This is a genomic window from Metabacillus sp. 22489 (genome assembly GCF_052044855.1).
In the GTDB taxonomy this organism is placed as follows: Bacteria; Bacillota; Bacilli; order Bacillales; family Bacillaceae; genus Metabacillus; species Metabacillus niabensis.
The window spans coordinates 144,570-169,407 of record NZ_JBQENT010000005.1; the positions used below are offsets into that span (position 1 = coordinate 144,570).

Annotated in this window: 27 protein-coding genes; 20 read left to right on the plus strand and 7 right to left on the minus strand. The window is 36.6% G+C overall.

Going from position 1 to position 24,838, the window contains the following annotated elements; all coding sequences use genetic code 11:
• The first annotated feature begins 8 nt into the window (after nucleotides 1-8).
• The 6 genes from ACTJJ9_RS04860 (at nucleotide 9) to ACTJJ9_RS04885 (ending at nucleotide 5,696) form a co-directional block, all read left to right on the plus strand.
• Nucleotides 9-839, plus strand: coding sequence for a sulfite exporter TauE/SafE family protein (locus ACTJJ9_RS04860; protein ID WP_145584400.1), 831 nt, complete (start codon nucleotides 9-11; stop codon nucleotides 837-839).
• A gap of 238 nt (nucleotides 840-1,077) precedes the next feature.
• Nucleotides 1,078-2,472, plus strand: a complete 1,395-nt coding sequence (locus ACTJJ9_RS04865; protein ID WP_145584398.1) for a bifunctional metallophosphatase/5'-nucleotidase — start codon at nucleotides 1,078-1,080, stop codon at nucleotides 2,470-2,472.
• Between the two features lie 75 nt (nucleotides 2,473-2,547).
• Nucleotides 2,548-2,850: a DUF1805 domain-containing protein gene (locus ACTJJ9_RS04870; protein WP_145584407.1), complete on the plus strand. Its 303-nt coding sequence runs from the start codon at nucleotides 2,548-2,550 to the stop codon at nucleotides 2,848-2,850.
• 96 nt (nucleotides 2,851-2,946) lie between these two features.
• Nucleotides 2,947-3,696 carry a sporulation protein YunB gene (gene yunB, locus ACTJJ9_RS04875; RefSeq protein WP_186324294.1) on the plus strand — a complete coding sequence of 250 codons (750 nt, stop codon included), beginning with the start codon at nucleotides 2,947-2,949 and terminating at the stop codon, nucleotides 3,694-3,696.
• A 384-nt stretch (nucleotides 3,697-4,080) separates the two neighbouring features.
• Complete coding sequence (locus ACTJJ9_RS04880; RefSeq protein ID WP_095297487.1) at nucleotides 4,081-5,592, plus strand: sodium-dependent transporter; 1,512 nt, start codon at nucleotides 4,081-4,083, stop codon at nucleotides 5,590-5,592.
• Nucleotides 5,589-5,696, plus strand: a complete 108-nt coding sequence (locus tag ACTJJ9_RS04885) for a methionine/alanine import family NSS transporter small subunit (protein ID WP_095297489.1) — start codon at nucleotides 5,589-5,591, stop codon at nucleotides 5,694-5,696. The genes ACTJJ9_RS04880 and ACTJJ9_RS04885 overlap by 4 nt, the downstream gene beginning before the upstream one ends.
• Before the next feature lie 64 nt (nucleotides 5,697-5,760).
• Here ACTJJ9_RS04885 and ACTJJ9_RS04890 read toward each other — a convergent pair whose 3' ends face one another.
• Entirely contained in the window at nucleotides 5,761-6,717 is a 957-nt protein-coding gene (locus tag ACTJJ9_RS04890; RefSeq protein WP_095297511.1) for a M23 family metallopeptidase, read from the minus strand.
• 413 nt (nucleotides 6,718-7,130) lie between these two features.
• On the opposite strand from ACTJJ9_RS04890, the gene lipA reads away from it, so the two are divergent.
• Nucleotides 7,131-8,036, plus strand: a complete 906-nt coding sequence (lipA, locus tag ACTJJ9_RS04895) for a lipoyl synthase (protein WP_255452005.1) — start codon at nucleotides 7,131-7,133, stop codon at nucleotides 8,034-8,036.
• 130 nt (nucleotides 8,037-8,166) lie between these two features.
• On the opposite strand, the gene ACTJJ9_RS04900 is transcribed toward lipA, so the two are convergent.
• On the minus strand, nucleotides 8,167-8,853 hold the full coding sequence (locus tag ACTJJ9_RS04900; RefSeq protein ID WP_095297493.1) for a YhcN/YlaJ family sporulation lipoprotein: 687 nt from the start codon (nucleotides 8,851-8,853) through the stop codon (nucleotides 8,167-8,169).
• 116 nt (nucleotides 8,854-8,969) lie between these two features.
• Between ACTJJ9_RS04900 and ACTJJ9_RS04905 the strand changes: the two genes are divergently transcribed.
• Nucleotides 8,970-9,245 (plus strand): YutD family protein, encoded by a 276-nt coding sequence (locus tag ACTJJ9_RS04905; RefSeq protein WP_095297495.1) that lies wholly within the window; start codon nucleotides 8,970-8,972, stop codon nucleotides 9,243-9,245.
• Between the two features lie 153 nt (nucleotides 9,246-9,398).
• Here the strand turns inward: ACTJJ9_RS04905 and ACTJJ9_RS04910 are convergent, their stop codons facing one another.
• On the minus strand, nucleotides 9,399-9,665 hold the full coding sequence (locus ACTJJ9_RS04910; RefSeq protein ID WP_095297497.1) for a DUF3055 domain-containing protein: 267 nt from the start codon (nucleotides 9,663-9,665) through the stop codon (nucleotides 9,399-9,401).
• Between the two features lie 169 nt (nucleotides 9,666-9,834).
• Here ACTJJ9_RS04910 and ACTJJ9_RS04915 point away from each other — a divergent pair, with 169 nt between their 5' ends.
• From ACTJJ9_RS04915 to ACTJJ9_RS04925, 3 genes are all read left to right on the plus strand, one after another.
• Nucleotides 9,835-11,145: an EAL domain-containing protein gene (locus ACTJJ9_RS04915; RefSeq protein WP_145584395.1), complete on the plus strand. Its 1,311-nt coding sequence runs from the start codon at nucleotides 9,835-9,837 to the stop codon at nucleotides 11,143-11,145.
• 119 nt (nucleotides 11,146-11,264) lie between these two features.
• On the plus strand, nucleotides 11,265-11,708 hold the full coding sequence (locus tag ACTJJ9_RS04920) for a DUF86 domain-containing protein (RefSeq protein WP_095297501.1): 444 nt from the start codon (nucleotides 11,265-11,267) through the stop codon (nucleotides 11,706-11,708).
• A gap of 75 nt (nucleotides 11,709-11,783) precedes the next feature.
• Nucleotides 11,784-12,563, plus strand: coding sequence for a TIGR01457 family HAD-type hydrolase (locus ACTJJ9_RS04925; protein ID WP_145584393.1), 780 nt, complete (start codon nucleotides 11,784-11,786; stop codon nucleotides 12,561-12,563).
• Nucleotides 12,564-12,937: 374 nt separating this feature from the next.
• Here ACTJJ9_RS04925 and ACTJJ9_RS04930 read toward each other — a convergent pair whose 3' ends face one another.
• Complete coding sequence (locus ACTJJ9_RS04930) at nucleotides 12,938-13,438, minus strand: phosphatidylglycerophosphatase A family protein (protein ID WP_095297505.1); 501 nt, start codon at nucleotides 13,436-13,438, stop codon at nucleotides 12,938-12,940.
• Nucleotides 13,439-13,636: 198 nt separating this feature from the next.
• On the opposite strand from ACTJJ9_RS04930, the gene yutH reads away from it, so the two are divergent.
• From yutH to thrB, 5 genes are all read left to right on the plus strand, one after another.
• Nucleotides 13,637-14,638, plus strand: a complete 1,002-nt coding sequence (gene yutH, locus ACTJJ9_RS04935; RefSeq protein WP_186324293.1) for a spore coat putative kinase YutH — start codon at nucleotides 13,637-13,639, stop codon at nucleotides 14,636-14,638.
• A gap of 127 nt (nucleotides 14,639-14,765) precedes the next feature.
• Complete coding sequence (locus ACTJJ9_RS04940; RefSeq protein ID WP_145584389.1) at nucleotides 14,766-15,731, plus strand: 2-hydroxyacid dehydrogenase; 966 nt, start codon at nucleotides 14,766-14,768, stop codon at nucleotides 15,729-15,731.
• Between the two features lie 207 nt (nucleotides 15,732-15,938).
• A complete protein-coding gene (locus tag ACTJJ9_RS04945; protein ID WP_145584387.1) occupies nucleotides 15,939-17,237 on the plus strand; it encodes a homoserine dehydrogenase in 1,299 nt (432 codons plus the stop codon).
• On the plus strand, nucleotides 17,237-18,295 hold the full coding sequence (thrC, locus tag ACTJJ9_RS04950; RefSeq protein WP_095297538.1) for a threonine synthase: 1,059 nt from the start codon (nucleotides 17,237-17,239) through the stop codon (nucleotides 18,293-18,295). The genes ACTJJ9_RS04945 and thrC overlap by 1 nt, the downstream gene beginning before the upstream one ends.
• Nucleotides 18,292-19,212, plus strand: coding sequence for a homoserine kinase (thrB, locus tag ACTJJ9_RS04955; protein WP_095297520.1), 921 nt, complete (start codon nucleotides 18,292-18,294; stop codon nucleotides 19,210-19,212). Before thrC ends, thrB begins: the two co-directional genes overlap by 4 nt.
• A gap of 40 nt (nucleotides 19,213-19,252) precedes the next feature.
• Here thrB and ACTJJ9_RS04960 read toward each other — a convergent pair whose 3' ends face one another.
• Both ACTJJ9_RS04960 and ACTJJ9_RS04965 read right to left on the minus strand, forming a co-directional pair.
• Complete coding sequence (locus ACTJJ9_RS04960; protein ID WP_095297522.1) at nucleotides 19,253-19,489, minus strand: NifU family protein; 237 nt, start codon at nucleotides 19,487-19,489, stop codon at nucleotides 19,253-19,255.
• A gap of 222 nt (nucleotides 19,490-19,711) precedes the next feature.
• Nucleotides 19,712-20,779 (minus strand): NAD(P)/FAD-dependent oxidoreductase, encoded by a 1,068-nt coding sequence (locus ACTJJ9_RS04965; RefSeq protein WP_095297524.1) that lies wholly within the window; start codon nucleotides 20,777-20,779, stop codon nucleotides 19,712-19,714.
• A 447-nt stretch (nucleotides 20,780-21,226) separates the two neighbouring features.
• Here ACTJJ9_RS04965 and ACTJJ9_RS04970 point away from each other — a divergent pair, with 447 nt between their 5' ends.
• Nucleotides 21,227-21,463, plus strand: coding sequence for a YuzB family protein (locus tag ACTJJ9_RS04970; RefSeq protein ID WP_145584742.1), 237 nt, complete (start codon nucleotides 21,227-21,229; stop codon nucleotides 21,461-21,463).
• A 25-nt stretch (nucleotides 21,464-21,488) separates the two neighbouring features.
• Nucleotides 21,489-22,061 carry a hypothetical protein gene (locus tag ACTJJ9_RS04975; RefSeq protein WP_145584744.1) on the plus strand — a complete coding sequence of 191 codons (573 nt, stop codon included), beginning with the start codon at nucleotides 21,489-21,491 and terminating at the stop codon, nucleotides 22,059-22,061.
• A 74-nt stretch (nucleotides 22,062-22,135) separates the two neighbouring features.
• Here ACTJJ9_RS04975 and ACTJJ9_RS04980 read toward each other — a convergent pair whose 3' ends face one another.
• A complete protein-coding gene (locus ACTJJ9_RS04980; protein ID WP_255452015.1) occupies nucleotides 22,136-22,831 on the minus strand; it encodes a DUF2225 domain-containing protein in 696 nt (231 codons plus the stop codon).
• Between the two features lie 275 nt (nucleotides 22,832-23,106).
• On the opposite strand from ACTJJ9_RS04980, the gene dapF reads away from it, so the two are divergent.
• Complete coding sequence (gene dapF / locus ACTJJ9_RS04985) at nucleotides 23,107-23,964, plus strand: diaminopimelate epimerase (protein ID WP_145584746.1); 858 nt, start codon at nucleotides 23,107-23,109, stop codon at nucleotides 23,962-23,964.
• Between the two features lie 104 nt (nucleotides 23,965-24,068).
• Nucleotides 24,069-24,431, plus strand: a complete 363-nt coding sequence (locus ACTJJ9_RS04990; protein WP_145584748.1) for a HesB/IscA family protein — start codon at nucleotides 24,069-24,071, stop codon at nucleotides 24,429-24,431.
• Nucleotides 24,432-24,838 lie beyond the last annotated feature (407 nt).

Here is a 24,838-nt window from a genome sequence, read left to right on the forward strand (position 1 = left end):
CTTATAAAATGGAATGGATTATTTTATTAATCGTTGGGTTAATAGCAGGAACGATTGGTAGTATTGTTGGTTTAGGTGGAGGAATTATTGTTGTTCCGATGCTATTAACACTCGGTAGTTATTTTTCCGCATTTGATGATGTATCACCACAGGTTGCTGTTGGTACATCATTATTAGTTGTTATTTTCACTGGTCTTTCCTCTACGTTGACCTATATGAAGTATAAAAAAGTTGATTATAAAAGTGGTCTTATCTTCTTTATTGGAAGTGGACCAGGTGGAATTATCGGAGCTTATGTGAATAAGTTTTTCAATACATCCTCATTTTCATTATGGTTTGGCTTGTTTATGATCTTCATATCGATCATTTTAATGGTGAGAGATAAACTGCCAAAAGCAAAGGAAAGACCAGGCAAAAAGGTGGTTCGGACTTATTTGGGAGAGGAAGGAGAAGAGCTTACTTATGCTTATCGACCGATATTGGGTATTGTCATTGCTTTTGTAGTAGGATTTATATCCGGGCTATTTGGCATAGGTGGTGGAGCATTAATGGTTCCTGCAATGGTTTTATTATTTATGTTTCCTCCACATATAGCTGTTGCGACATCGATGTTTATTATTTTCCTATCCTCTGCAACAGGCTCGATTACACATATAGCTTTGGGAAATATTGATTGGTTATTTGCGGCGATATTAGTACCAGGTGCATGGTTTGGAGGGAAATTTGGTGCTCTTATCAATACGAAGCTAAAGGGTAAAACAATTATCACCCTATTAAGAATTGTATTAATTATTGTCGGATTAAAGCTAATTTATGAAGGATTGACTGGCTTAACATGATAATTAGAGGGCTTATTAAGCGTAAACGTTTATTTTCTTTGCGGTTATTTCGCTAAAGAGGGAGGTTTTTAGTGCGTGAGCCAACCATGGAGAATCCTTTTACGTTGGCACTAAACCTATCCACTAAATTACCAATATGCTTGAACATAGCTCATAGATTAAAAAAGTATAAAAGCTTGGACATTGAATCCAATCTGATCGTTTTTCATAAATGCTTTATGGAAAAGGGGAGAGAGACATGCTAGAAACCATTCACCTATATCATACGAATGATTTACATAGTCATTTTGAAAATTGGCCTAAAATTGCTCATTTCTTAAATAAGAAGAGAGACATACATAAGCAAAATAATGAAACGATGCTTCTCTTTGATATCGGAGATCATGCTGATAGATTTCATCCAATAACAGAGGCGACTCATGGGAAGGCAAATGTCGAATTATTAAATCGTCTTCATTATGATGCAGCGACAATAGGCAATAATGAAGGAATTACGTTTGCCCATGATGATTTAGATACATTGTATGATCATGCAACATTTCCTATCGTATTATCGAATCTTTACACTGAGTTAGGGGAGCGGCCGTCATGGGTTGTTCCTTATCAAATGATGAATCTGGAAAATGGTATGAGCATAGCTGTCCTAGGTGTGACGGTTTTTTATGAGAAGTTTTATGAGTTACTTGGCTGGCAAATAAAAGACCCATTTCAGAGCTTATTAGAAACGGTCAATCAAGTAAAGGATCAGGCTGATCTGATCATTCTCCTCTCTCATTTAGGTATTACTGATGACGAAATCATCGCAAAAGAATTTCCAGAAATTGATATTATTATCGGTGGTCATACACATCATGTTTTACAAAAAGGGAAGGAAATGAATGGTACATTACTTGCTGGTGCTGGTAAATACGGACAATATATCGGTCATATCTCATTTACAATCAATCCACACAAAAAAGAGATTGTACAACGTGAGGCTGAAGTCTATCCGATGGAAGAGGAAGTCGAGTATTGCGAAGAAACTGCATCATGGCTGAATAAGGAAATGGTAAAAAGTGAATCAACCTTAACAGAAGTTGTTGCTGTTATCGATAAAGATTTGCCGCTTGATTGGTTTCGAGAGTCCCCTTTCCCACAACTTTTAGTCCAAGCATTATTAGATTGGTGTGATGGTGAAGTGGCTATGGTTAATTCAGGAATGTTACTAGAGCCTTTATTGAAAGGTCCGATAACAAAGAAGGACTTGCATCGAATTTGTCCACACCCAATTAATCCATGTAAGGTTTATTTAAAGGGAGATGTGCTGAAAGAGGTTATTGTTCAAGCTAGAGAGGAAAAAATGGAGCATCTTCAATTAAAAGGGTTAGGATTTAGAGGGAAAGTAATGGGAAGAATGGTTTACGAGGGAATTGATATCCAAACTGATACTTTAGAAGATGGGAAACAGCATGTTACAGAAGTGCTTGTTCATGGAGAACCGATCAATCCCGAAAAAACATATGCAGTGGCAACCGTGGATATGTTTACGTTAGGTCCACTATATCCTGCAATAAGCCATGCGAAGGAAAAAATATTTTATATGCCAGAATTATTGAGAGATTTATTAGCATGGCAATTGGCAAAAAAACCTTAATTTCATAGGCGTTTTATCTACACGGATTACTTATGCACTCATAGAGATATAGTAATGAAAGGAGTGTATGAGCATATGGTAACGATGACGCCAATTGTCATAGACGGGAATCAGTTTACAGCGATTACAATTGCTTTACCAAAAACAAATTTTATGGCGGTAACGAATGAAAAAGGGTATATCATGTGTGGAGCTCTAGACGTCGGTTTATTAAATGAAAAACTAAAGGATCGAGGGATTATTGCTGGAAGAGCTGTCGGTGTTAGAACGATTGAGCAATTGCTTGAAGCACCGTTAGAATCAGTAACATATGAGGCTGAAAAGTACGGAATCGTAGTTGGAATGGCAGGAAAAGATGCATTGCTTAAAATGATATAAATTTGTCCATTTTCACAAAGGTTAAATTAATCACATAAAAAAAGATGCGTACATCCCCCCTTACAAGCATAAACATGTTGTAAGGGGGGATGTATTTTGCCTAAATTTCGCGGTAGAAGTGTGCGCCGCCGTCGAGGGCCATTACCTTTTCGTTATGTTCTCTTATTAACGTTAGTTATTTTTATTATATTAACGGCAGTAAGCTTTTGGATTGTTAATGTTCAGGTGGAAGCTACTTTAATGAGGATAGCAAAGTTTGAAGCAAATAAGGTTGCAACAACTATCATACATAATGCGGTAGAAAAAGAAGTGCTAACAGAGGCCGAACAAGAAAATCTTGTTGATATTACGACAAATAGTAATGGAAATGTCACTTCAGTTAACTTAAACCAGCGTGCAGTTCTCGCAGCAAAAGAAAGAGTTCAGGATAATATTACGGAGAAGCTAAGTCAAATTGAGCGGAATAATTTTCATAGTCCAACCTCAAGTACAGAGTTAGCTGATGGAATTGTGTATGGCATTCCATTAGGAGTAATTACGAATAACTCGTTACTAAGTTCCTTAGGGCCAGAAATACCAATTCAATACTATTTAATTGGCGATGTATTTGTTGATACAAAAAGTGAGACAAAGGAATATGGTATTAATGGTGGTGTACACGAAATATCCTTATACGTAGAGGTAAGTGTTCAAGTAGTCATTCCATTCGCAACTGAAGTGATAAAAGCAACGAATACGATCCCGATCGTAAATTTCTCAGAACGTGGAGATGTTCCGCAATATCATGGCGGTGGTGGCTCTGAAGGAAATCTTCCGGATGTAGACATACCTGGATTAGAGGAGTAATGAGCATGTTGTTCATTGCTCTTTTTTATTATCAAAATTGTTAAACTTTGGACCTTGCGCAGTTATATTGTTTTTTATAGAATAACTTTATGCTGAAAAAAATGATAAAATGTATTAGCTTTCAATAATACTTTTTAGAGTGGGATTGCTTTGTTTCCTTGATTATAAGGAGAGATATTAAAAGGAAAATTATTGTAATTTACTTTCAGAACTATTTAAATTTTCTGAATAAATCATACTAAAATAATATTTTTCGCAAATTTTTGTGGACATAGGCATAATGTCCATTTATAATATGTATAGATTATACTAAATAGTCAGAAAATTAGGTAATTTCAAATTGTTCCGTTATTTGGTTCAAGTTTGAGAAGGGGGAAATTTGTAATGAATAATCGTCCACAGTGGGGATCAAGGGCTGGCTTTATTATGGCAGCTGTTGGTTCTGCAGTAGGCTTAGGAAATATTTGGCGTTTTCCAGCAACAGCATATGAAAATGGAGGAGGAGCGTTCTTCCTACCGTACTTGTTTGCATTATTAACTGCTGGTATTCCGTTGCTTGTAATGGAATTTGCTTTAGGTCATAAGTACCGTGGATCATCACCAGTAACATTTTCAAAAATTAGCAAAGGAAAGGAATGGCTTGGCTGGTGGCAGCTAGCGATCGCATTCGTTATTTCTTGTTATTATCCAGCAATTGTTGCTTGGGCATCATCGTATTCTATTTTTTCATTTAAGCAAACGTGGGGGGATGACCCAGAAGGCTTCCTTTACAATGATTACTTAAAGCTTGCTGAAACTCCTGGAGATTTCGGTGGCTTAGTGCCAGGCGTCTTAATTCCAATCATTATCGTTTGGGTTATTACATTAGGCGTTATGTTTGCCGGTGTTAAAAAAGGAATTGAAGCAGCTAATAAAATCTTCATTCCATTGCTCGTTGTAATGTTTACAATTATCGTTATTCGTGCTATTACGCTTGATGGAGCTTTACAAGGCTTGGATGCATTTTTTAAACCAGATTGGAGCAAAGTCCTTGATGGAAAGGTATGGGTAGCAGCATACGGACAAATTTTCTTTAGTTTATCAATTGGTTTTGCAATTATGATTACTTATTCTAGTTATCTGCCGAAAAAATCAGATCTTACTAACAATGCGTTTATTACTGGGTTTGGAAACTCAGCGTTTGAGGTTCTTGCCGGCATTGGTGTATTTAGTGCCTTAGGCTTTATGGCAACACAACAAGGTGTTCCAGTATCCGAAGTTGTTTCTTCAGGGGTAGGTCTTGCATTCGTTGTCTTCCCGCAAATTATTAATGAATTTCCGGCGTTTAACGGACTTTTTGGCTTCTTATTCTTTGGTTCATTAATTTTAGCTGGTATGACTTCGTTAATCTCAATTATTGAAACATATGTAGCAGGTATCCAAGAGAAATTCAATGTTTCTCGTACAAAGGCAGTTGCATATGGCGGAGGCCTAGCGTTTGTTGCATCTCTATTATTTGCAACAAAAGGCGGACTTTACTTCTTAGATTCTGTTGATTACTTTATTAACACATTTGGAATTACTTTAGCTGGATTCATTGAAGTTGTTGCGATTGCTTGGTTTGCAAAAGAATTGAAAAACCTTCAAAAGCATGCTGATGATTTATCAGATATTAAGCTTGGTGCTTGGTGGAGAATTTGTTTATCAGTTATTACACCAGTCGTTTTAGGATATATGATGTTTGATAATTTAAAAACGAATTTAACTAGCGAATATGGTGATTATCCTCGTGAATTCTTATTTAATTGGGGATGGACAGTTGCGTTAGGTGCCATTTTTGTTGGGGTGCTATTCTCAATTAGTAAAAAAAAGAATAATGCACTAGCAGCTTCTGCAAATAAGGAGGTATCACGATGAGTGTATCTGCTATTACAATGATGGTAGTTGGTATTGTCGTAATCTGGGGAGGCTTAGTTGCTAGTATTGTAAATGCAGTAGTTAAGGCGAAACAGAGTAAATAAATATAATTGAACGTTAAAGGCTGACATGATTGTGTCAGCCCTTTATACTGCGCGTCTTTAACGATTATTTCTTGTTACGTTCTGCTCGTTCCCATGCTTTTAAATGTGGATATGGGTCAAAGGACCATTCTGTTCTTCCGTTGTCCTTATATAGTCCATAGTGAAGATGTGGTGGGAACTTTCCTGATGTACCGGGTGGACCGTAGCCTGAGCTTCCAACTGAGCCGATTAATTGACCTGGTTCAACAACCTGTCCTACCTTTAATCCATCAGCAAAGCCGTTTAAATGTGCGAAATAGTGGTACGTATTATCAATATCACGGATTCCAACTCTCCACCCACCGTATCGATTCCAACCCTTCATTTCTATAACACCAAAGCAGGTTGAACGAACAGGGACACCGTAATTCGCAAAAATATCTGTCCCTTCATGAATTCTTCTTCCTCCCCAGCCGCGGGCATCCCCCCATGTATTATGGTAGGTGAAATTATATTGGCGAGGAATTGGAAAAGCATGTCCTTCTAAATCAAGACGGCCGTATTTTTGAAATAATTTCATATGCCCTAATATGAGTCCTACAGCTTTATCACGATGGTAATATTCCCACAACCCAATCTTGATGTTATCAAGATCTGAACCGTAAGATTGCAGGTAATTGGCAATTGTGTAGAGTACATCTTCATCATTAGTAGGCTCAGCTTTTTTATCGCCATTTCCGTCTACACCAATTCCGCCAAATAAGCCAATCGTTCTCGGATCGGTATCCTTTTGGTTTGGATTGAGTGGTCCAGCCCATACCTCAGGTTTAATATAAATTTCAATTAACCCCGGTGCTTTTGGAATATCTCTTCGCGAGTGCCTTACATTTCTTTCATATTGGTCGATTGCCGCAAAAACATACCACGGAATAGTCGTGAGCGTTTCTACCTTTTTATATAAGCTCATTAGCTTTTGGTTATCTTCATTTTTATTCGTTTCTGCACCATAAGTCTTTGGATGACTAGAGAAACATAGCACCATCAAACATAAGGTGAAACAGAGAATTTTCTTACGCACAGTAATGAGCTCCTTTCAGTCATTATCATTTAGTAGCTACACCATCACCCCTGTAACGAAAGCTAAGCGATGGGGCAGAATATTTTAGTAAAACAAAAAAGAGGTTATATCTTATAAAAAGACAATGGTGATATGCGCGGATGGAAAAGCGGAAATCAACCAATCCTTTTATGTGCGAGCCTTAATGTTCACATTTCTGTTATTTATAATTGGAAGAGTCTTTTTATAGTTTGGTTTGCATTTGTTTTTTCATAAATAGAAAATGTTAGAAATTGCAAAACTGCCTTTTTCTTGTCCCGCATTCTCTCATATGTTAAAGTGAATACGGAAATAAAAATCGGAAGTTCGTTTTTTTTAATCAACAATACATATTGGAGATGAATCAGATGGCGAAAAAGGAAGAATATTTACGGAAGCCAGAATGGTTGAAGATAAAATTAAATACAAACGAAAACTATACAGATTTAAAGAAAATGATGCGCGAAAAAAACCTTCATACTGTATGTGAAGAAGCGAAATGTCCAAATATTCATGAATGCTGGGCTGTTCGTAGAACCGCAACATTTATGATTTTAGGATCAGTTTGTACACGTGCTTGCAGATTTTGTGCTGTTAAGACAGGTTTGCCAACAGAGCTTGATCTTGCAGAACCAGAAAGAGTAGCAGATTCAGTTGCGTTAATGAATTTAAAGCATGCTGTTATTACGATGGTAGCTCGTGATGATTTAAAGGATGGCGGTGCTAAAGTATTAGCAGAAACTGTCCGTGCGATTCGTCGTAAAAGCCCGTTTACTACTGTTGAAGTATTACCTTCAGATTTAAGTGGTGAATATGACAACTTAAAAATCTTGATGGATGCAAAACCAGACATTTTGAATCATAATATTGAAACTGTTCGTGAGCTTACACCAAGAGTTCGCGCACGTGCAACATATGAGAGATCGTTACAATTTTTAAAACGAGCAAAAGAGATGCAACCAAACATCCCAACTAAATCAAGTCTAATGATTGGTCTTGGAGAAACAAAGGAACAAATCATTGAGACAATGGATGATTTACGAGCAAATGATGTAGATATTATTACGATTGGCCAATATTTACAACCAACAAAAAAACATTTAAAGGTGCAAAAATATTATCATCCTGATGAGTTTAATGAATTGCGTGAAATTGCTTTAAGCAAAGGATTTAGCCATTGTGAAGCAGGACCGCTTGTACGCTCTTCATATCATGCGGATGAACAAGTTAATGCAGCGGCTAAGCAAAGACAGGCACAAGCGTAAACAATAGAGGGTGACTCAAAACCATGGTTCAAACCCCTCCAACACAATAATCAATATATAGATTAATGATAAGGTTAAGCTTACTATATATCAGTGTTTGTTGGAGGGGTCAGTCCCTTTTGAGTCACCTTTATTTATTATTTTTATATCTAGTTTGCTGATAATTATCTTTCATATCGTCATCTAATTCTTCATTCATTTCACCGTAGCCTTCACCGTTAGGGTTTTCCCCTTTATTTAGAGCTCTACCTTGTGGTGACTTTAGCATTTCTTTTATCGTATTTGTTAAAATTTGGTCGATATCGCGGTTCGTCGTTTCAAGCGGACTATAGGATTGAATTTGACGAATCATTGCTGGCTTATCTGAAACGTAAACATGATAGTATCTAGGAACAAAGGAAATAGCTGTCTTTTTTACTTGGTCGGCTGCTTCGAATCGATCCTTTGCCGTTGTTTCATAAGCAACTAGTACTTCTTCATCTGTTACCAATGTAGCAACATCTTCTATATTTGGAAGCTGAATAACTAGGCTGCTTATTGATTTTGCGGTTTTATCTCGATCCATCACAGGTGTTTTAATGAAATTAGCATCCTGTGTAACACCCTTTTTTTGTAATCGTGTATATCCAAAATTGGCCGATTGATCCTCTCTTGAATTCCCCTCTTGGTTGAATTGCTCGTTTCGATTTAGTACATTAAGTGTAGAGCCAGTACCGGTTTCATCTTTTCTATAGGTCGGATCACCTTCTGCGCCATATTGACATGCAGTTAGTAATGACAAACCAATTGCACCAACCATTAGTTTTGTTTTTAACAATTGTAGCACCTCCTAACAGTAGGATGACCAAAATGAGGAGATTTCTTCTTAGTAATTGATGGTTGAGTACAATTAGATTATGATAAGAAAAAGGAATACGTGGGGTGATTGTCAAGATGATTTGTGTTCAAAATCAATGTTTTGAATTAATAAAAGAAGAAAGAAATGGATTTAATGAAGAGGTATTTAAAGAACGATATAGCGATATATTAAATAAATATGACTTTATAGTAGGGGATTGGGGATATAATCAATTGAGATTACGTGGCTTTTTTGATGACCAAAACCAGAAAGCATCATACGATACAAAAATTAGCACGTTAGATGAGTATATTTATGAATACTGTAATTTTGGATGTGCATATTTTGTGTTAAAAAAAATAAAAAAATAAGAAATATTAATTGAAAAGCCAATCAACGACTAGTGAAGGATTGGCTTATTTTTTTGCAATGTTATTAGAGCATCCTGCGGGAGAAACGGGTCAAGGGATCCCCACAGGCCTGCCGAGTCTTCAAGAACAACTTAGATAAACAAAGCTTATTTTTCAAATGACTTCTGACAAAAAACTGCGCAATTCCGTCGCATCTTCCTCTGTTAATTTAAATGCATATTCTAGATAACCAGGTTCCTCTAAATCATCTGTACCAATAATTGCAAATCGATTACTTTGGATATCAAGGACAATTTGCTTACCAAAAAATCGGTCAGTTTGAATAATTGCTAAATCAAATCGCTGGTTATTTCCCATAAAACTAACATATCTTATATTCGTCTCAACTGATTCATCATATAAATAAAACCGATCTGACATTTAATTCTCTCCATTCAATCTATTTCAATAATTATTAAAAGTGTACCATAATCATCTGTAAAGATCGTTTAGACCCACTAATAAAAAATCCTTCAAAATTCGTCGAAAATTCTGGAAATGTGGTAAAATAATAATATGTAAACGGTGCTAACCAGAAGGGTTGAAACAGATGCAGAGTGACTTTTGGAATACACAATTTAGAAGATTAAAAAAGTGGAACAAGCTTTTTTTACCACAGCATAAATTAAAGTATTATCCTCCAAAATTCGTACTTAGAGACCCTGTATTAGAGGGAGTATACCGTGCAATTGCCGGTGGAATGCAAGTTGCAGTTGTCGTAATTTCTGTTTCAAACCTACGTGAGTTTTCACAACAGCTCGAACAAAATCAATTAGAAGAGTTTAAACAAGAGCTTAAAGTAGGATTTAAAAACATCATTGAAAACTCTAATTATAAAAATGACTTACTCGTTGTCCATGATTATTATAGCGAGGGACTAACCTTTTTTTTGAAAATAAACGATGAAAAACAAAGCGTTATTCATATTGAAAAAATGCTTAGAACGATTATGCCATTGCTAGAAAGCAAGGTAGCAGCAAATCATCCATATTTTCAACATACATTTGATATTGGTTACATGTTTATCGAAAGAAATAATAATACAACAGCTCAGGCACTACATACAGCACAGCAGCATGCCGTTGCGATGGCAGAAAAACGAGTTCATACTCGATACATAGAAACATTAATTGAAATTCGTGAAATTATTCAAAAGCAAGATATAACACTATTAGCACAACCGATTGTCGATTTAGCAACAAAGCAAATAAAGGCATGGGAGTTTTTAACACGAGGTCCAAATGGAACTGGATTAGAAAAGCCACTACAGCTATTTTCCCTTGCAAGGCAGTCTAATTTAATTTACGATTTAGAATTATTAGTATTAGAGAAGGCGTTTCAGCTCATCAGCCGTGTTGGATGTACAGATGACGTGTTTTTAAACTTTACACCAATTACGCTAGGAAATAAACGTTTTTTACCAGCTCTCGAATCATTATTATTCAAGTATTCAGAAATTGAGCCGAATAAAATAATTTTTGAAGTAACAGAACGTGACTCAATCGAAGGACTTACCTTTTTTCATGATAATATTAAACAATTGCGGAAAAAAAGCTTTCGAATTGCTGTCGACGATACAGGTGCAGGTTATTCTAGTCTCCACACGATTAGTGAATTAATGCCAGACATTATTAAAATTGACCGTTCTGTGATACAGGATATAGATACAAATCGTGTAAAGGAATCGATGTTAAAAGGTCTTTTATTAATTGCAAAGGAAACAAAATCATTAGTTGTTGCTGAGGGAATAGAAAAGAAGGAGGAAGCAGAGGTTTTGATTAAAAATGATGTTGATTTAGCTCAAGGGTATTTATTTGCAAAGCCTGGCACATTAGAAAAGGATCGAGTTGTTTTTAAATAAACTTCTAAAGGTACTTTCATAATCTAACAGTAAGATTGCTAAGAAAACATCACATACATAAAAGGCTAAAAGAAAATTTATTACTGAGCTTCTGCTATTCTAAAGGATGGTGTTCATAAATGTATTTTGTTGATAGAGAAAAGATTGAAAATAGACTAGCTTATTTAGAAAAACAATTAGACATTTTTCGCTCAAAGGAATCGTGGAATCACGATATTGAAAAATTAGCGTTGGAAAGATTATGTCATCTTAGTATTGAAATCATTTTAGATGTAGGCAATGCGATGATCGACGGCTTTATTATGAGGGATCCGGGAAGCTATGATGATATTATAGATATACTATTAGACGAAAAAGTGATTCTTCCAGAAGAGGGAGAGGGATTAAAGGAAGTCATTGCTTTAAGAAAAGTACTAGTACAAGATTATTTAGAAGTGGACGAGCAGCAATTGCTTCAAAGCTTTACAAAGCATCTTAATGTGATCGCTGCTTTTCCGTTACGAGTTCGGACATATATCAAAAAAGAATTAGGGCCAGTTACAGCGTTTAAGCCGATCGGATAATGAAAAAAGTGGATGACCAATTTTGTCATCCTATTTTTTTGAAATGATTCAAGATGAAAAGAAAGAGTGATTTGGATGAAAACATATAAAGGATATTTAATAGATCTTGATGGAACAATGTATCGTGGAACTGAACAGATTGAAGCAGCTAGTGAGTTTGTAGATACGCTTGTCAAAAATAACATTCCTTATTTATTTGTAACGAATAATTCCTCACAAACACCAGAAAAGGTCGCAAAAAAATTAATGGACTTTCAAATTCAAGCAACAAAAGAAACTGTGTTTACGACAAGTCAAGCGACAGCCAATTATATTTACGAAAAAAAGAAAGATGCAAAGGTTTATGTAATTGGAGAAGAAGGTTTAAAGGAAGCGATAAAAAATAGAGGGCTAACCTTTGTTGAGGAAAATCCTGACTTTGTTGTCACTGGCATTGACCGCGAGATAACTTATGAAAAGCTTGCAAAGGCATGCATCGCTGTAAGAAATGGGGCAACTTTTATTTCGACAAATGCGGATATCGCACTTCCAACAGAACGGGGGCTGCTTCCAGGGAATGGTGCACTTACATCGGTTGTAACTGTATCAACAAATACCCAACCAATTTTTATCGGTAAACCAGAGGCAATTATTGTCGAGCAAGCATTACAAGTATTAGGGACAGAAAAAAGTGAAACATTAATGGTTGGGGATAATTATGATACAGATATTAAAGCAGGAATTAATTGCGGCTTAGATACTTTGCTAGTACATACCGGAGTGACGACAAAGCAGCATTTAAAAAATTATTCTATCCAGCCTACATATACGGTTGACTCGTTAGCTGAATATATCCAACGTGGATTTAACAGTTAGTCCTATAGTAAAAACGCCGCTTCTAAACATCTAGTTCTGCTTAGAAGCGGTGTTTTAAAAAATATTTCATAAACATTCAGATAGCGATATACGCAGCAGACGAGGTCCTTCCGCATTTTGGAGATGTCTAGCTACAAGTGCCTAGCCCTCGAGGTCACAAGCCAATTATGCCAAAAAGGTAAAGACCACCTTTATGTTTTAATCGTCTTGTGCTTGTCTGGGCAGAGCAAGACCCTTCCGCATTTCGAAGATGTCTAGCTGTGTCCTAGCCCCTCGAGGTCATAAGCTAATTAAGAATTGAAGGCAAAGAGCACCTTCTATTCTTAATCATCTTATGCTTGTCGGGGCTAAGCAAGGCCCTTCCGCATTTCTGATTACTCTACATCTTTAGCTCGGTGGGCGAGGCGGCTTGACGCTGCGGCGGCGATTGCTCCGACGATGTCATCTAGGAATGTGTGGCATTTACCTGTAGACTTGTCGTTTAAGTATTGGAGGATTCCAGGTTTTAGCTTGTCAATATAGCCGTAATTAGTGAAACCGATTGATCCATATATATTTACGATTGAGAAGGCTAGAATTTCATCAACACCGTATAGGCTTTCATCTGTTTTAATAATGGTTTGAAGTGGTTCTTCTAGCTGTCCTTTTTCTGCAAGAATATCAAATTGAATTCCTGTAATAACGGCATTTTGAACCTCTCGCTTTGTTAGTACTCGATCAACATTTTCTAAACAAACATCCATCGTTAAATCAGGATGATATTTTTCTTGTAAAAAGTAAACGAGCTCAGCGATATCCTCTAATTTAACACCGCGTTTTACCATCCAATCTCTTGCTGTTTTTTCAACTACATCCATTTTTTCTTCACTTTTCATAATGATCACCCAATTCTATTGTTTTTGCGCATTTATTTAGTGTATGGCGATTAGAACTAACATATTCGCTAGCAATTAAGAGGATTACACCATTCTATAATCTTCTCCATATTTTCTGTTGTCCCTGCATCAATTAATCATAAATCGAGAAAATGCCGCTTACGATAGTATATGGAGTTTTATCATGGAGGGATAACGATGAAAAGTACAATAAATGAACAATATGGGATAAATGTCCAAGAAATAACGAAAATGGGCGGTTTCGATTCATTTCGAATGCATCGCACACAATTTCTCATCGTTCCAATACCCCATTTAGATGATGAAGAGCTTTATGAGGTATTTTATTTCAGTCAATTTATGATAGAGAATCGGGAGCCTTATATTGCTAGTATGGTGTTAACAAAGCAAAATCATTTATCAGTTGAGAAAGATTCAATGAAATATGTTCTTTTAAAATACTCAAATGTTTCGAAACGGAAGGGGATTCAGCATGGTAGAGATTTAGCTAGATTTCATCAAAAAGCAAGAGCCTTTCCATACCAGGTGACAAAGACCAATCGAATTGGACAGTGGAAAAATCTTTGGGAAAAGCGTCTTGACCAGTTAGAGTCATTTTGGCATGGAAAGGTTCATAGTCAGCCCTTAAATCGTTTTGAGAAAATATTTGTTGAATCCTTTCCATATTATTTAGGATTGGCTGAAAATGCAATTCAGTATTTAGTCGATACAGAAATAGATGGAGAGCCGCTACCGATTGATTCAGGAACGATATGTCATCATAGGTTTTTCTATCGAACATGGAACGATGAATTAAATGTAAAGCTTCCAACAGAATGGGTATTTGATCATGGAAGTAGAGACATTGCGGAATATATGAGAGATTTATTTTTTGAAAAGCAAAGTGATGCTCATTCATTAAGCTATCGTTTTTTGGAGGAGTATAATCGCATCACACCACTATCACCGTTTTCATACCGTTTAATTTATAGTCGGTTACTGTTTCCCCTTCATTATTTTGAATGTATTGAAAATTACTATTTAGCAGCTGCTGAAGATATGAAGCAAAGTTATGAGAAAAGATTACTGCAAATATTGGAGCGTTCTGGACAATATGAGAAGTTTTTAAAAAGCTATACGAATATGCTTGCAATGAATACAAACCGAATTGTTTTGCCAACGGTCGAATGGCTGAAATAGTTGAACAAGAAGTATTTTATTACTTAGTCTCGTTATTGTTTAGCTCGAAAAAACCTTCCCTGAAAATAACGAGACTTATGGTAAAATAGTAAATATTAAGCTTTCATCATATGAGGAGGGATGCAAATTGACAAAACCATACATATTCGTAACGAGGAAATGCTCAGAGCAGCAGCTAAAGCCACTTTATGAATTAGCGGATGTAGAAATGTGGCCAGAAGAAGAAACTCCCTGTCCTCGCGAGCTTTTATTGAATAAGGCAGAGCGGGCTGACGCACTATTAACGATGCTTTCTGACGTCATTGATAAGGAGTTAATCGAAAAAGCAAAGAACTTGAAAGTAGTAGCTAATCTAGCTGTCGGTTATGACAATATTGATGTTTCTTTTGCAAAAAGTAAAGGAGTCATTGTTTGCAACACTCCCGATATATTAACTGATACAACAGCGGACTTAACATTTGGTTTACTCCTTGCAACTGCTCGACGAATGACAGAGGCAGCTGAATATGTGAAGGAGAATAAATGGAAAAGCTGGGGACCTCTTTTATTAGCAGGACAGGATGTACATCACAAAACAATAGGAATTGTTGGAATGGGAAAAATCGGACAAGCCGTAGCTAAACGTGCCACAGGCTTTGACATGAATATTCTCTATCATAATCGGCGGAGAAATATAGAAGCTGAAAAGGATCTTGGAGCACAGCATGTATCATTTGATGAATTATTAGCTTCTTCAGATTACGTTGTCTGCCTAACCCCATTAACAGACGAAACTAGAGAAAGGTTTAATAAGGATGCTTTTAAAAAAATGAAGAAAACAGCAATCTTTATTAATGCCAGTCGAGGAGCTATCGTAAATGAGGCCGATCTTTATAAAGCGCTCGTTTCAGGAGAAATTTCTGGTGCTGGTTTAGATGTCTTTTTGCATGAGCCGATAGCATCTGATCATCCGCTTATTCAGCTGAAAAACGTTGTCGCACTCCCACATATAGGAAGTGCAAGTAGTGAAACGAGGCATGCGATGATGAAGCTATGTGCGGAAAATATCGCAAATGTTCTTAATGGGAATGAACCGAAAACAATCGTAAAATAATTAATTTCAATTGTGTAAAATGAGTGTTTTAAAAATAGGTGAAATTTTCGTCTTAATAATATCAAGGTATGAAACGCTTACATCTAAAAAACTGAAAATTCGCCCTTGTAAAACTGTTCTATACATTTTATAATGACAAGTATATTATCAGTGTCTTTTAAGAGGGTACAATTGTACTTTCTAGATGAACATAAAGGAGTGTAACGATTGGAAGCAATACATGTTGGCCTTTTAGGTCTTGGTACGGTTGGTAGCGGTGTTGTGAAAATTATCGAGGATCACCAAGATAAATTAATGCACCAAGTTGGCTGTCCAGTAAAAGTCAAGAAAGTCCTTGTAAATAATCTCGACAAAGAGCGCCAAGTAACGATTGATCGGTCAATGTTAACAACAAATGTTGACGATGTAATCAAAAGCCCTGATATCGATGTTGTTATCGAAGTAATGGGTGGAGTGGAAGAAACGCGTAAATATCTAATCGAAGCACTTCAATCTAAAAAGCATGTTGTGACCGCAAATAAAGATTTAATGGCATTGTACGGTACGGAATTGCTATCAATTGCAACTGAAAATGGTTGTGATTTATTTTATGAAGCTAGTGTTGCAGGGGGAATTCCTATTCTTCGCAGCTTAGTTGATGGCTTAGCATCTGATCGAATTACGAAAATGATGGGAATTGTGAACGGAACAACGAATTTTATCTTAACAAAAATGTCTAAATTCGGAAGTGCATATGAAGAGGTTCTTAAGGAAGCACAGGATTTGGGCTATGCTGAAGCGGATCCTACATCTGATGTTGAAGGATTAGATGCTGCAAGAAAAATGGCGATTCTCGCTCGGTTAGGTTTTTCAATGCATGTAGATTTAGACGATGTTAAGGTAAAGGGAATTTCCTCTGTTACAGATGATGACATTAGCTACAGTAAGCGTCTTGGCTATACGATGAAGCTAATTGGAATCGCGGAAAGGGAAAACGGGAAAATTGAAGTAGCGGTAGAGCCTACTTTATTGCCTGAGTCACATCCATTAGCAGCTGTAAATGATGAATATAATGCAGTTTATGTGTATGGTGAAGCGGTAGGAGAAACAATGTTTTATGGCCCGGGCGCAGGCAGCCTCCCAACAGCAACCTCAGTTGTATCAGATTTAGTTGCTGTCGTTAAAAATATGAGATTAAATGTGAATGGGCAAAGTGCCATTGCACCACAATATGAGAAGCAATTAAAAGGCTCAGAGCATATTTTTGCTCAGCACTTTTTAAGAATTACAGCAAAAGATCAAGTAGGAGCATTCTCGAATATTACATCACTGTTCTCTGATCGTGGCGTAAGTTTTGAAAAGATTCTCCAACTTCCAATTAAAAATAGTAATCTAGCAGAAATTGTCATTGTCACACATAAAGCAGCAGAAAGTGACTTTGAAGAGATTCTTCAACAATTAAATGACTTAGATGTGGTTCATGAAGTAAAAAGTACTTATCGCGTAGAAGGGAACGGTTCATTATGATGTGGAAAGGTCTTATCCAAGAATTTGCAGAATTTTTACCAGTAACAGATAAAACACCTAGATTAACTCTTCAAGAGGGAAACACTCCTCTTATCCATCTACCAAAGCTATCTGAAAAGCTTGGTGTTGAGTTATACGTAAAAACGGAAGGAACGAACCCGACAGGCTCATTTAAGGATCGTGGAATGGTTATGGCGGTTGCAAAGGCAAAGGAAGAAGGTAGTGACACAGTTATTTGTGCATCTACAGGAAATACTTCAGCTGCAGCTGCTGCCTATGCAGCAAGAGCTAATATGAAATGTATTGTTCTCATTCCAGACGGAAAAATCGCATTCGGTAAGCTTGCCCAAGCGGTTATGTACGGTGCAGAAATTTATGCAATTAAAGGGAATTTTGACCATGCTTTAACAATGGTTCGTAATATTAGTAAGAAGCTCCCAATTACATTAGTAAATTCAGTGAATCCTTATCGTATCGAAGGTCAAAAAACAGCTGCTTTTGAAGTATGTGAGCAATTAGGCAGTGCTCCTGACTATCTTGCAATTCCAGTAGGGAATGCTGGAAATATCACTGCATACTGGAAGGGCTTTAAAGAGTATCATGAAAAGAAGCAAACTGGTCTTCCGAAAATTCATGGCTTTGAAGCAGAAGGTGCAGCTGCTATCGTACGCGGCGAGCCGATTGAAAATCCAGAAACAGTTGCAACAGCAATTCGAATCGGAAATCCTGCAAGCTGGGAAACTGCTGTTAAAGCAAAAGAAGAATCAAATGGTCGAATTGATTCAGTAACAGATGAGGAGATTTTAGAGGCATACCAATTAATCGCCCGTGAGGAAGGTGTGTTTGCTGAGCCTGGCTCATGTGCATCGATTGCAGGTTTAATCAAGCACCGTAAGCTAGGTCTTATTAAGGAAGGCAGTAAAGTTGTTGCAGTATTAACTGGTAACGGATTAAAAGATCCAAACACAGCTATCGATGTTTCAGAAATTAAACCAGTTGTTCTACCAAACGATGAAGAAGTTTTCCTTCAGCAATTAAATGGAGTTACAGTTCAATGAAAGAAGGAGACATGTTAAAAATAACGGTACCAGGTAGTACAGCCAATTTAGGACCTGGATTTGATTCGATTGGCCTTGCCCTAGGAAAATATTTAACATTGGAAATTAAGCTCTCTAATGAATTTCGATTTGAACCAATGACAGAGCATGTCAAAGACCTTCCAACAAATGAAAATAACTTAATTGCAAAAGTAGCCATTGAGGTAGCATCAATGTATAATAAACAGCTTCCACCTTGTGAAGTAAAGGTGTGGAGCGAAATTCCGATGGCGAGAGGAATTGGCAGCAGTGCAGCGGCAATTGTTGCCGGGATTGAATTAGCGAATCAGCTCTGCCATCTCCAATTATCAAATGAAGAGAAATTAAGAATTGCTAGCTTAGAAGAGGGGCATCCAGATAATGTTGGGGCATCCCTTTACGGAGGCCTTGTCGTTGGATTGCATCAGGATGAGCAAACCGAGCTCGTCCATATCGATCATGTGGATGTAGATGCGGTAGTCGTCATCCCAAAATATGAAGTTTTTACAAGTGATGCAAGAAATGTTTTACCTTCATCTCTTGACTATAAAACAGCTGTAGAGGCAAGTGCAATAAGCAATATGCTAGTTGCTGGGCTACTAACGAATAATTGGAAGCTTGTTGGGCAAATGATGGCGAAGGATTTATTCCATCAGCCATACCGCAGCAGCCTTATCCCGGAAATTAAGACAGTTCAAGAGCGAGTTCTTGAATTAGGCGCATATGGGTCTGCATTAAGTGGAGCAGGTCCGACTGTTATTTCCTTTACTGAGAAGGGAAAGGGTGACGAGTTAGCTGAAAAACTTTCTCATGAGTTTTCAGCATATGCTGTAGAACGTCTTGAGATTGACGTAGAAGGCTGCAAGGTCGAACAAGTAGAAAAAGTGAAAAACCGATAAAAAAAGGACTGACATTATGTCAGTCCTTTTTAATGTATTTTTAGAAAACTTGTTCTACTTCAACAATTCCTGGTACCTCTTCTAAAAGTGCACGCTCTATACCAGCCTTTAGTGTAATTGTTGAGCTAGGGCAGCTCCCACAAGCACCTAAAAGTCGAAGTTTAACAATACCATCTTCTACATCAACTAATTCACAGTCTCCCCCGTCACGGAGTAAGAATGGACGCAGTTTATCTAATACTTCTTGAACTTGTTCGAATAAAGCTGTTTCAGTCATTCAAATCGACTCCTTTCCTTATTCCCTATTATATTTGAAACATCAAGAAAAATCTAATCGAAAGATTGGAAATAGAAAAACTTAATGAGCTTATTTTAACATATTTTTTATTATTAAAAAATGGTACTTCTAGCTAAAGTGCAAATCAAGCAACATATTTCAGTTTCAGAAACGAAAAAAGTATGGGTTAACGAAAAAAAGGTTAACCCATACTTGTAAGTATTAACCGTTATGGTATTTATACATCCATAACACACCTGATTTTAAAAGTCGTGGAACACGGCCAATTAAAGGGCGATCATTAACAAGTCCAAAGCCTTGTTTCTTCCCTAGTGATCCGAGTACACCTTTCAGCTTAAATGGTGGAAATGATTCTGGTAAAGGTTCATTATTCCACTTTTTTTGCAAGACTTGAACAATTTGCTCTGCTTGTGCCTCGGCAAGCTGTGCGCTTGGTGCATGAGGCAGACTAGCGCAATCGCCAACAACGAAGGCATCCTCGTAATTTGGAATCGAATGCTGATTTGTTAAAAGAACCCTTCCTTGTTTATCCTTTTCTACTGGAAGGTCTCGAACAATTTTGTTTGGTTGGATACCTGCTGTCCAAACAATTGCATCGAATTCTATTGGCTCATCATGATTGTATACTGTATTTTGTTCAACTTTTGTAATGGTAGCATTATTAACAATGTCTACACCGTGCTCTGTAAACCACTTTTCAACATAATTACTTAAACGTTCCGGAAAGCTTGATAAAATATGCTTTCCACGATCAAATAATTTGATGTGTAAATCCTTCCGACTTTCCCGTAGCTCACTGGCAAGCTCAACACCACTTAATCCAGCACCAACAATCGCTACTTTTGCACCAGCTTTTAAATTATTTAGCGTTTGATATGTTTCTCGGCATTGGTCAATAGATTGGATGCTATGCGTAAATTCCTTTGCGCCTGGAATGTTATGATATTTATCCTCACAGCCTAAGCCGATAATTAAATCATTATAAGGAATAGTTGTACCATTTTTTAATAGTACATTTTTTTCGTCTAGCTGAATGGCTGTCACTTCCCCGAATGTTGAATGAAGCCGTGGGTGTTCTGGGAAGGAAACTCGAATATGTTGGTCTGATATCGTACCAGCTGCTAATGCGTAATATTCTGTTTTTAAGCAGTGGTAAGGGTTTTTATCAATTAGAGTAATTTGTACATCATCTGGCAAATGATTTGGCAAAAGTCTATGTAGAATTCGCATTCCACCATATCCCCCACCAAGGATGACAAGGTTTTTCATATTAAATACCTCTTTCCCCAATGTTTTTATAAAGGTATGTTTATATGTGATTAAATTAACGCAATTGACTTAAATAGACCTGACCTCCGAACTAGTATGGAGTTCGTCTACGAGCACGAACTAGGGCAGTAACAATTAAGGACAAAAGTTTATATTTTACTAAAACTTAATTGTCACTCTAAACCTGTAAAAAATTGATAAATTTTCATAAAAAGTATAACGAATTAACTACTAAATCACAACACAATACCTAAAAAAAACGTTTTCTTAAATAATTTATGATGCAAAAATAAACTAGTACATCATCATTATGAATGAAATTTTTTTCGTTTACAATCTTTTCTGCTACTTATTTAAAAAGCATATTTAAAAAAGAATTCACTTTCATTTTCGTTTGACGTTCTTTCTATAACCCTATAGGATAGGAAGAAATAGAGAGGTGTTACGATGAAGCCGATGATTGAGTTTTGTATAAGTAATTTAGCTAATGGCTCTCAGGCAGCATTGGAGAAGCTCGCAAAGGATCCGAATTTAGACATTATTGAATACGGTTGTTTAAGTTATTGTGGGAAATGCTACCAATCCTTCTATGCTTTAGTAAATGGAAAAGCAGTGACAGGATCCGATTATGATGAGCTTGTTGAAAATATCTATCAATTTCTTGAAGAAAATTCGCTCTATTAATAGGTTATAGACGAGGCTGATGACTATGAAGAAAAACTTTACAAATGAAGACTTAAAAAGAGTAATTGAAACAAAACCAGTAGGCGATTTTTACCCTTTTAATCTAGGAGACTACAATGACCAGGCGATCGATGACTATCTTGCTAAAATTGTCGGTGAGTTGGCGATGATAGAAAATATTAAATTTGAGGCAGATTTTGATAGTTATGGTAGTGGATTTGCATCATATGTAGATGTATTTTGCTGGAAAGGTGACGGAAGTTCTACAAAGGAGCATGATAAGGTGCAATCGATTGATGGACTAAGACTATATTTATGCCGTCTTACACCTGTAGCCGTGATTGGGGCAAGTCAAGTGACGAAACATGAAACGGGAGGTGTTGAAGAATTTCTTAATAGTGAAAAAGTCGACAGCATACCACCTGGAGACTGGAAAGAACAGATTGAAGGGATAAAGAATGTATTAAAAAGATATCGTTATAAAGTGTTAGAACGTACATATGTTAGCGAATTACTACCTTTTGATGCAAAAATACCGACAATTGTTGCTGATCCACCGTATAAATTATTTGATGCCTTTTTTTATTGGGAAGATTAAGCATATGAATAAACTTGAACAAAAAAACTAGGAGCTTTAAATGCTATCAGCACTCCTAGTTTTGTCATATCATATTAACTAAGCTTCGTTTCTTCTCTTATTTTCATCCATCGTTCCTTTGCCATTTCAATAATCCCTTTTTCGATAGTTTCCGTTTGCATCCCAATTACGAGAGAAAAATATTTTGTAGCTTGTTCTCGTAAATCGTTTCGAAGGCTTAAGTCCCCGATAATATAGAGAAGCTTTACCTCTGATAAATGTGTTTCATTGAAATCTCCAGTCTGATAAGAATGAATATATTCATTTAATGCTAATCGTAAAAAACGATGCTCTTCCTCTACATTTATTTTTTCAGTACGATACAACCATGCTAGGCGTAAATATAGTCCGGCCAATGCAACATGCTTTTCCTTTTTAAGGGTTGCAGAGTAAATGGCTAATTTATATGAAATGATTGCTTGATCAACGGTACGCTCCTTACAATAGTTCGCTTTATTCCAATTGCTCGTTATTTTTTCCTTGATTGCCGTTAATGTCGCTGGTAAAAAGTAAGTAGAAAATTCCTCAGAAGAAGAAAATCCACAGTCTGGACATACTTGTACATAATAGAGGAGTGGATTTTTTTTTGTGGATGAATAGTATGAACAAAAGTCAGTATCATGCTTTTCGATCCGAATGTATTTTGATAAAACCTTTTTAGATGTATAATTTCCCTGACATGCTGGACATTGAACTGCCTTGTCATATAGATACTCTTGTTCCATATTCATGTTTTACTCCCCTTATTGATAGAATAAATGTCTCTAGCTTAAGCATTTATCCTAAGTGCTTTTACGATTGTTATAATAAGTAGAGTATAACAAATTCATAAGTAAAAAGAACTAGTTAATGAGGTTTAAATTTAAGGGGGATTTTACCACATGGTGCAAAATAAAAGCCCCTATAAAGGTTAGGGACTTTTACTCTATAAAACGGGGGATATTTATATTGTGATCATATTTCCAACATTTTATACTAGTAAAAACAGATACAATTGGAGGCTAACATGAATTCATTTCAATTTACAAAAATGCACGGGCTTGGTAACAATTATGTTTATGTAAATATGTTTCAAGAACAATTACAAGAGGAGCAATTGTCTGATATCGCTAAAAAGGTTGCAAATGTTCATACAGGAATTGGTTCTGATGGTTTAATCCTTATTTGCCCCTCTGAAAATGCACCTGTAAAAATGAGAATCTTCAATAACGATGGGTCAGAGGGGAAAAACTGTGGAAATGGATTACGTTGTGTTGCAAAATATGCGTACGAGCATAAGATAGTAACAGACACAGAATTTAAAATTGAAACATTATCAGGACTTGTCGATGCCAAGGTCCATGTAGATAATGATACTGTCACTCTTGTTACAGTCGATATGGGAGAACCAAAACTATTAAAATCACAAATCCCAATGGAAGGGAAACCAGATTCGAAAACAATTAACGAGCGGATCGAGTTTAATGGACAGCAATATGAGGTGACGACGGTATCAATGGGAAATCCTCATATTATTTTTTATGTTGATGATATCGAGACGGCACCTGTTACAACATTAGGACCAATAGTTGAAAAGGACCCGCGCTTTCCAGAAGGTGTGAATGTTGAATTTGTCCAAGTTGTTTCTGACGATGAAATTCATTTTCGAGTATGGGAAAGAGGATCAGGTGTGACACAAGCGTGTGGAACGGGAGCATGTGCTGCCGTTGTCTCATCTGTTTTAAATGATTTAACTAAGGCTGGGAAGGATACGACCGTTCATCTTGCCGGTGGAGATTTAACGATTAATTGGACAACTGAAGGAAGAGTATTAATGACAGGACCTGCAGAAGTTATTTGTACTGGAGAATATTTCCTCTCGTAACAAATTCATCATCTCAGACTGATTAGTTGAGAGTATGTGAAAGAATCGGTATACTAAAATTAAGTAAGACTTACTCTTTCATACTGTTTAAGGAGGGATTACAGATGAATGATGTTATTGAATTAACGGAAGCAGCTGCTTTTCAAATAAAAGATATGATGAAAGAAAATGAAGAAGAAGGGGCATTCCTTCGTGTAGGAGTTAAAGGCGGCGGCTGTAGCGGTCTTTCATACGGTATGGGCTTTGAACATGAAATCAGCGATGATGACCAAGTTCTTAAGCAGCATGATTTAACAATTCTTATTAAAAAAGAGGATGCAGCGATTTTGAACGGCACTAAAATTGATTATAAGCAATCAATGATGGGCGGCGGCTTTACAATCGACAATCCAAATGCAATTGCGTCTTGCGGCTGTGGATCATCTTTTAGAACGGCTACGAATGTTGGGACGCCTGAGGAATGCTAAGGTATTAGAATTAAAGTGAGGGGTTACAGATAATATCATGATGTTGAGCGTATATAAGCCTCAAAAGATGTGTTAACCAACCCTGAACATGATAAAGCAAGATTTTAAATTACGGGCCTTCTCGATAGTTAATGTTGAAAAACATAGCGATTCGAGGAGGTGTTTTTTATAGGTGAAAAAAGCATTCCTGTTTTTTATTAAGGTTTTGTGTTTATCTCTAGCGACTAACCCTGTTGTTAGAGCTGTCACACAAGGTCCTTCCACTTTTGTTCTTACAAGCAAATAAATATGGAAAATGTCTAATCAAAAAGGATAATCCAAAAGTTAGAAATGGGACAAAGCATTTGACCTTGTTGTTGTAGGTGAAAGTGCAGGAAAGGCATGGAATCAATCCGCCAACATCCATA

Coding starts and splice junctions, on each gene's coding strand:
- ACTJJ9_RS04975 (WP_145584744.1), top strand. CDS start 21,489: ATGAAGAAAAACTTTACAAATGAAGACTTAAAAAGAGTAATTGAAACA.
- thrC (WP_095297538.1), top strand. CDS start 17,237: ATGTGGAAAGGTCTTATCCAAGAATTTGCAGAATTTTTACCAGTAACA.
- ACTJJ9_RS04885 (WP_095297489.1), top strand. CDS start 5,589: ATGAGTGTATCTGCTATTACAATGATGGTAGTTGGTATTGTCGTAATC.
- ACTJJ9_RS04920 (WP_095297501.1), top strand. CDS start 11,265: ATGTATTTTGTTGATAGAGAAAAGATTGAAAATAGACTAGCTTATTTA.
- ACTJJ9_RS04965 (WP_095297524.1), bottom strand. CDS start 20,779: ATGAAAAACCTTGTCATCCTTGGTGGGGGATATGGTGGAATGCGAATT.
- ACTJJ9_RS04880 (WP_095297487.1), top strand. CDS start 4,081: ATGAATAATCGTCCACAGTGGGGATCAAGGGCTGGCTTTATTATGGCA.
- ACTJJ9_RS04905 (WP_095297495.1), top strand. CDS start 8,970: ATGATTTGTGTTCAAAATCAATGTTTTGAATTAATAAAAGAAGAAAGA.
- ACTJJ9_RS04960 (WP_095297522.1), bottom strand. CDS start 19,489: ATGACTGAAACAGCTTTATTCGAACAAGTTCAAGAAGTATTAGATAAA.
- ACTJJ9_RS04970 (WP_145584742.1), top strand. CDS start 21,227: ATGAAGCCGATGATTGAGTTTTGTATAAGTAATTTAGCTAATGGCTCT.
- ACTJJ9_RS04930 (WP_095297505.1), bottom strand. CDS start 13,438: ATGAAAAGTGAAGAAAAAATGGATGTAGTTGAAAAAACAGCAAGAGAT.
- dapF (WP_145584746.1), top strand. CDS start 23,107: ATGAATTCATTTCAATTTACAAAAATGCACGGGCTTGGTAACAATTAT.
- ACTJJ9_RS04915 (WP_145584395.1), top strand. CDS start 9,835: ATGCAGAGTGACTTTTGGAATACACAATTTAGAAGATTAAAAAAGTGG.
- ACTJJ9_RS04890 (WP_095297511.1), bottom strand. CDS start 6,717: ATGGTGCTATGTTTCTCTAGTCATCCAAAGACTTATGGTGCAGAAACG.
- ACTJJ9_RS04990 (WP_145584748.1), top strand. CDS start 24,069: ATGAATGATGTTATTGAATTAACGGAAGCAGCTGCTTTTCAAATAAAA.
- thrB (WP_095297520.1), top strand. CDS start 18,292: ATGAAAGAAGGAGACATGTTAAAAATAACGGTACCAGGTAGTACAGCC.
- lipA (WP_255452005.1), top strand. CDS start 7,131: ATGAATCAGATGGCGAAAAAGGAAGAATATTTACGGAAGCCAGAATGG.
- yutH (WP_186324293.1), top strand. CDS start 13,637: ATGAAAAGTACAATAAATGAACAATATGGGATAAATGTCCAAGAAATA.
- ACTJJ9_RS04980 (WP_255452015.1), bottom strand. CDS start 22,831: ATGAATATGGAACAAGAGTATCTATATGACAAGGCAGTTCAATGTCCA.
- ACTJJ9_RS04860 (WP_145584400.1), top strand. CDS start 9: ATGGAATGGATTATTTTATTAATCGTTGGGTTAATAGCAGGAACGATT.
- ACTJJ9_RS04870 (WP_145584407.1), top strand. CDS start 2,548: ATGGTAACGATGACGCCAATTGTCATAGACGGGAATCAGTTTACAGCG.
- ACTJJ9_RS04865 (WP_145584398.1), top strand. CDS start 1,078: ATGCTAGAAACCATTCACCTATATCATACGAATGATTTACATAGTCAT.
- ACTJJ9_RS04910 (WP_095297497.1), bottom strand. CDS start 9,665: ATGTCAGATCGGTTTTATTTATATGATGAATCAGTTGAGACGAATATA.
- ACTJJ9_RS04925 (WP_145584393.1), top strand. CDS start 11,784: ATGAAAACATATAAAGGATATTTAATAGATCTTGATGGAACAATGTAT.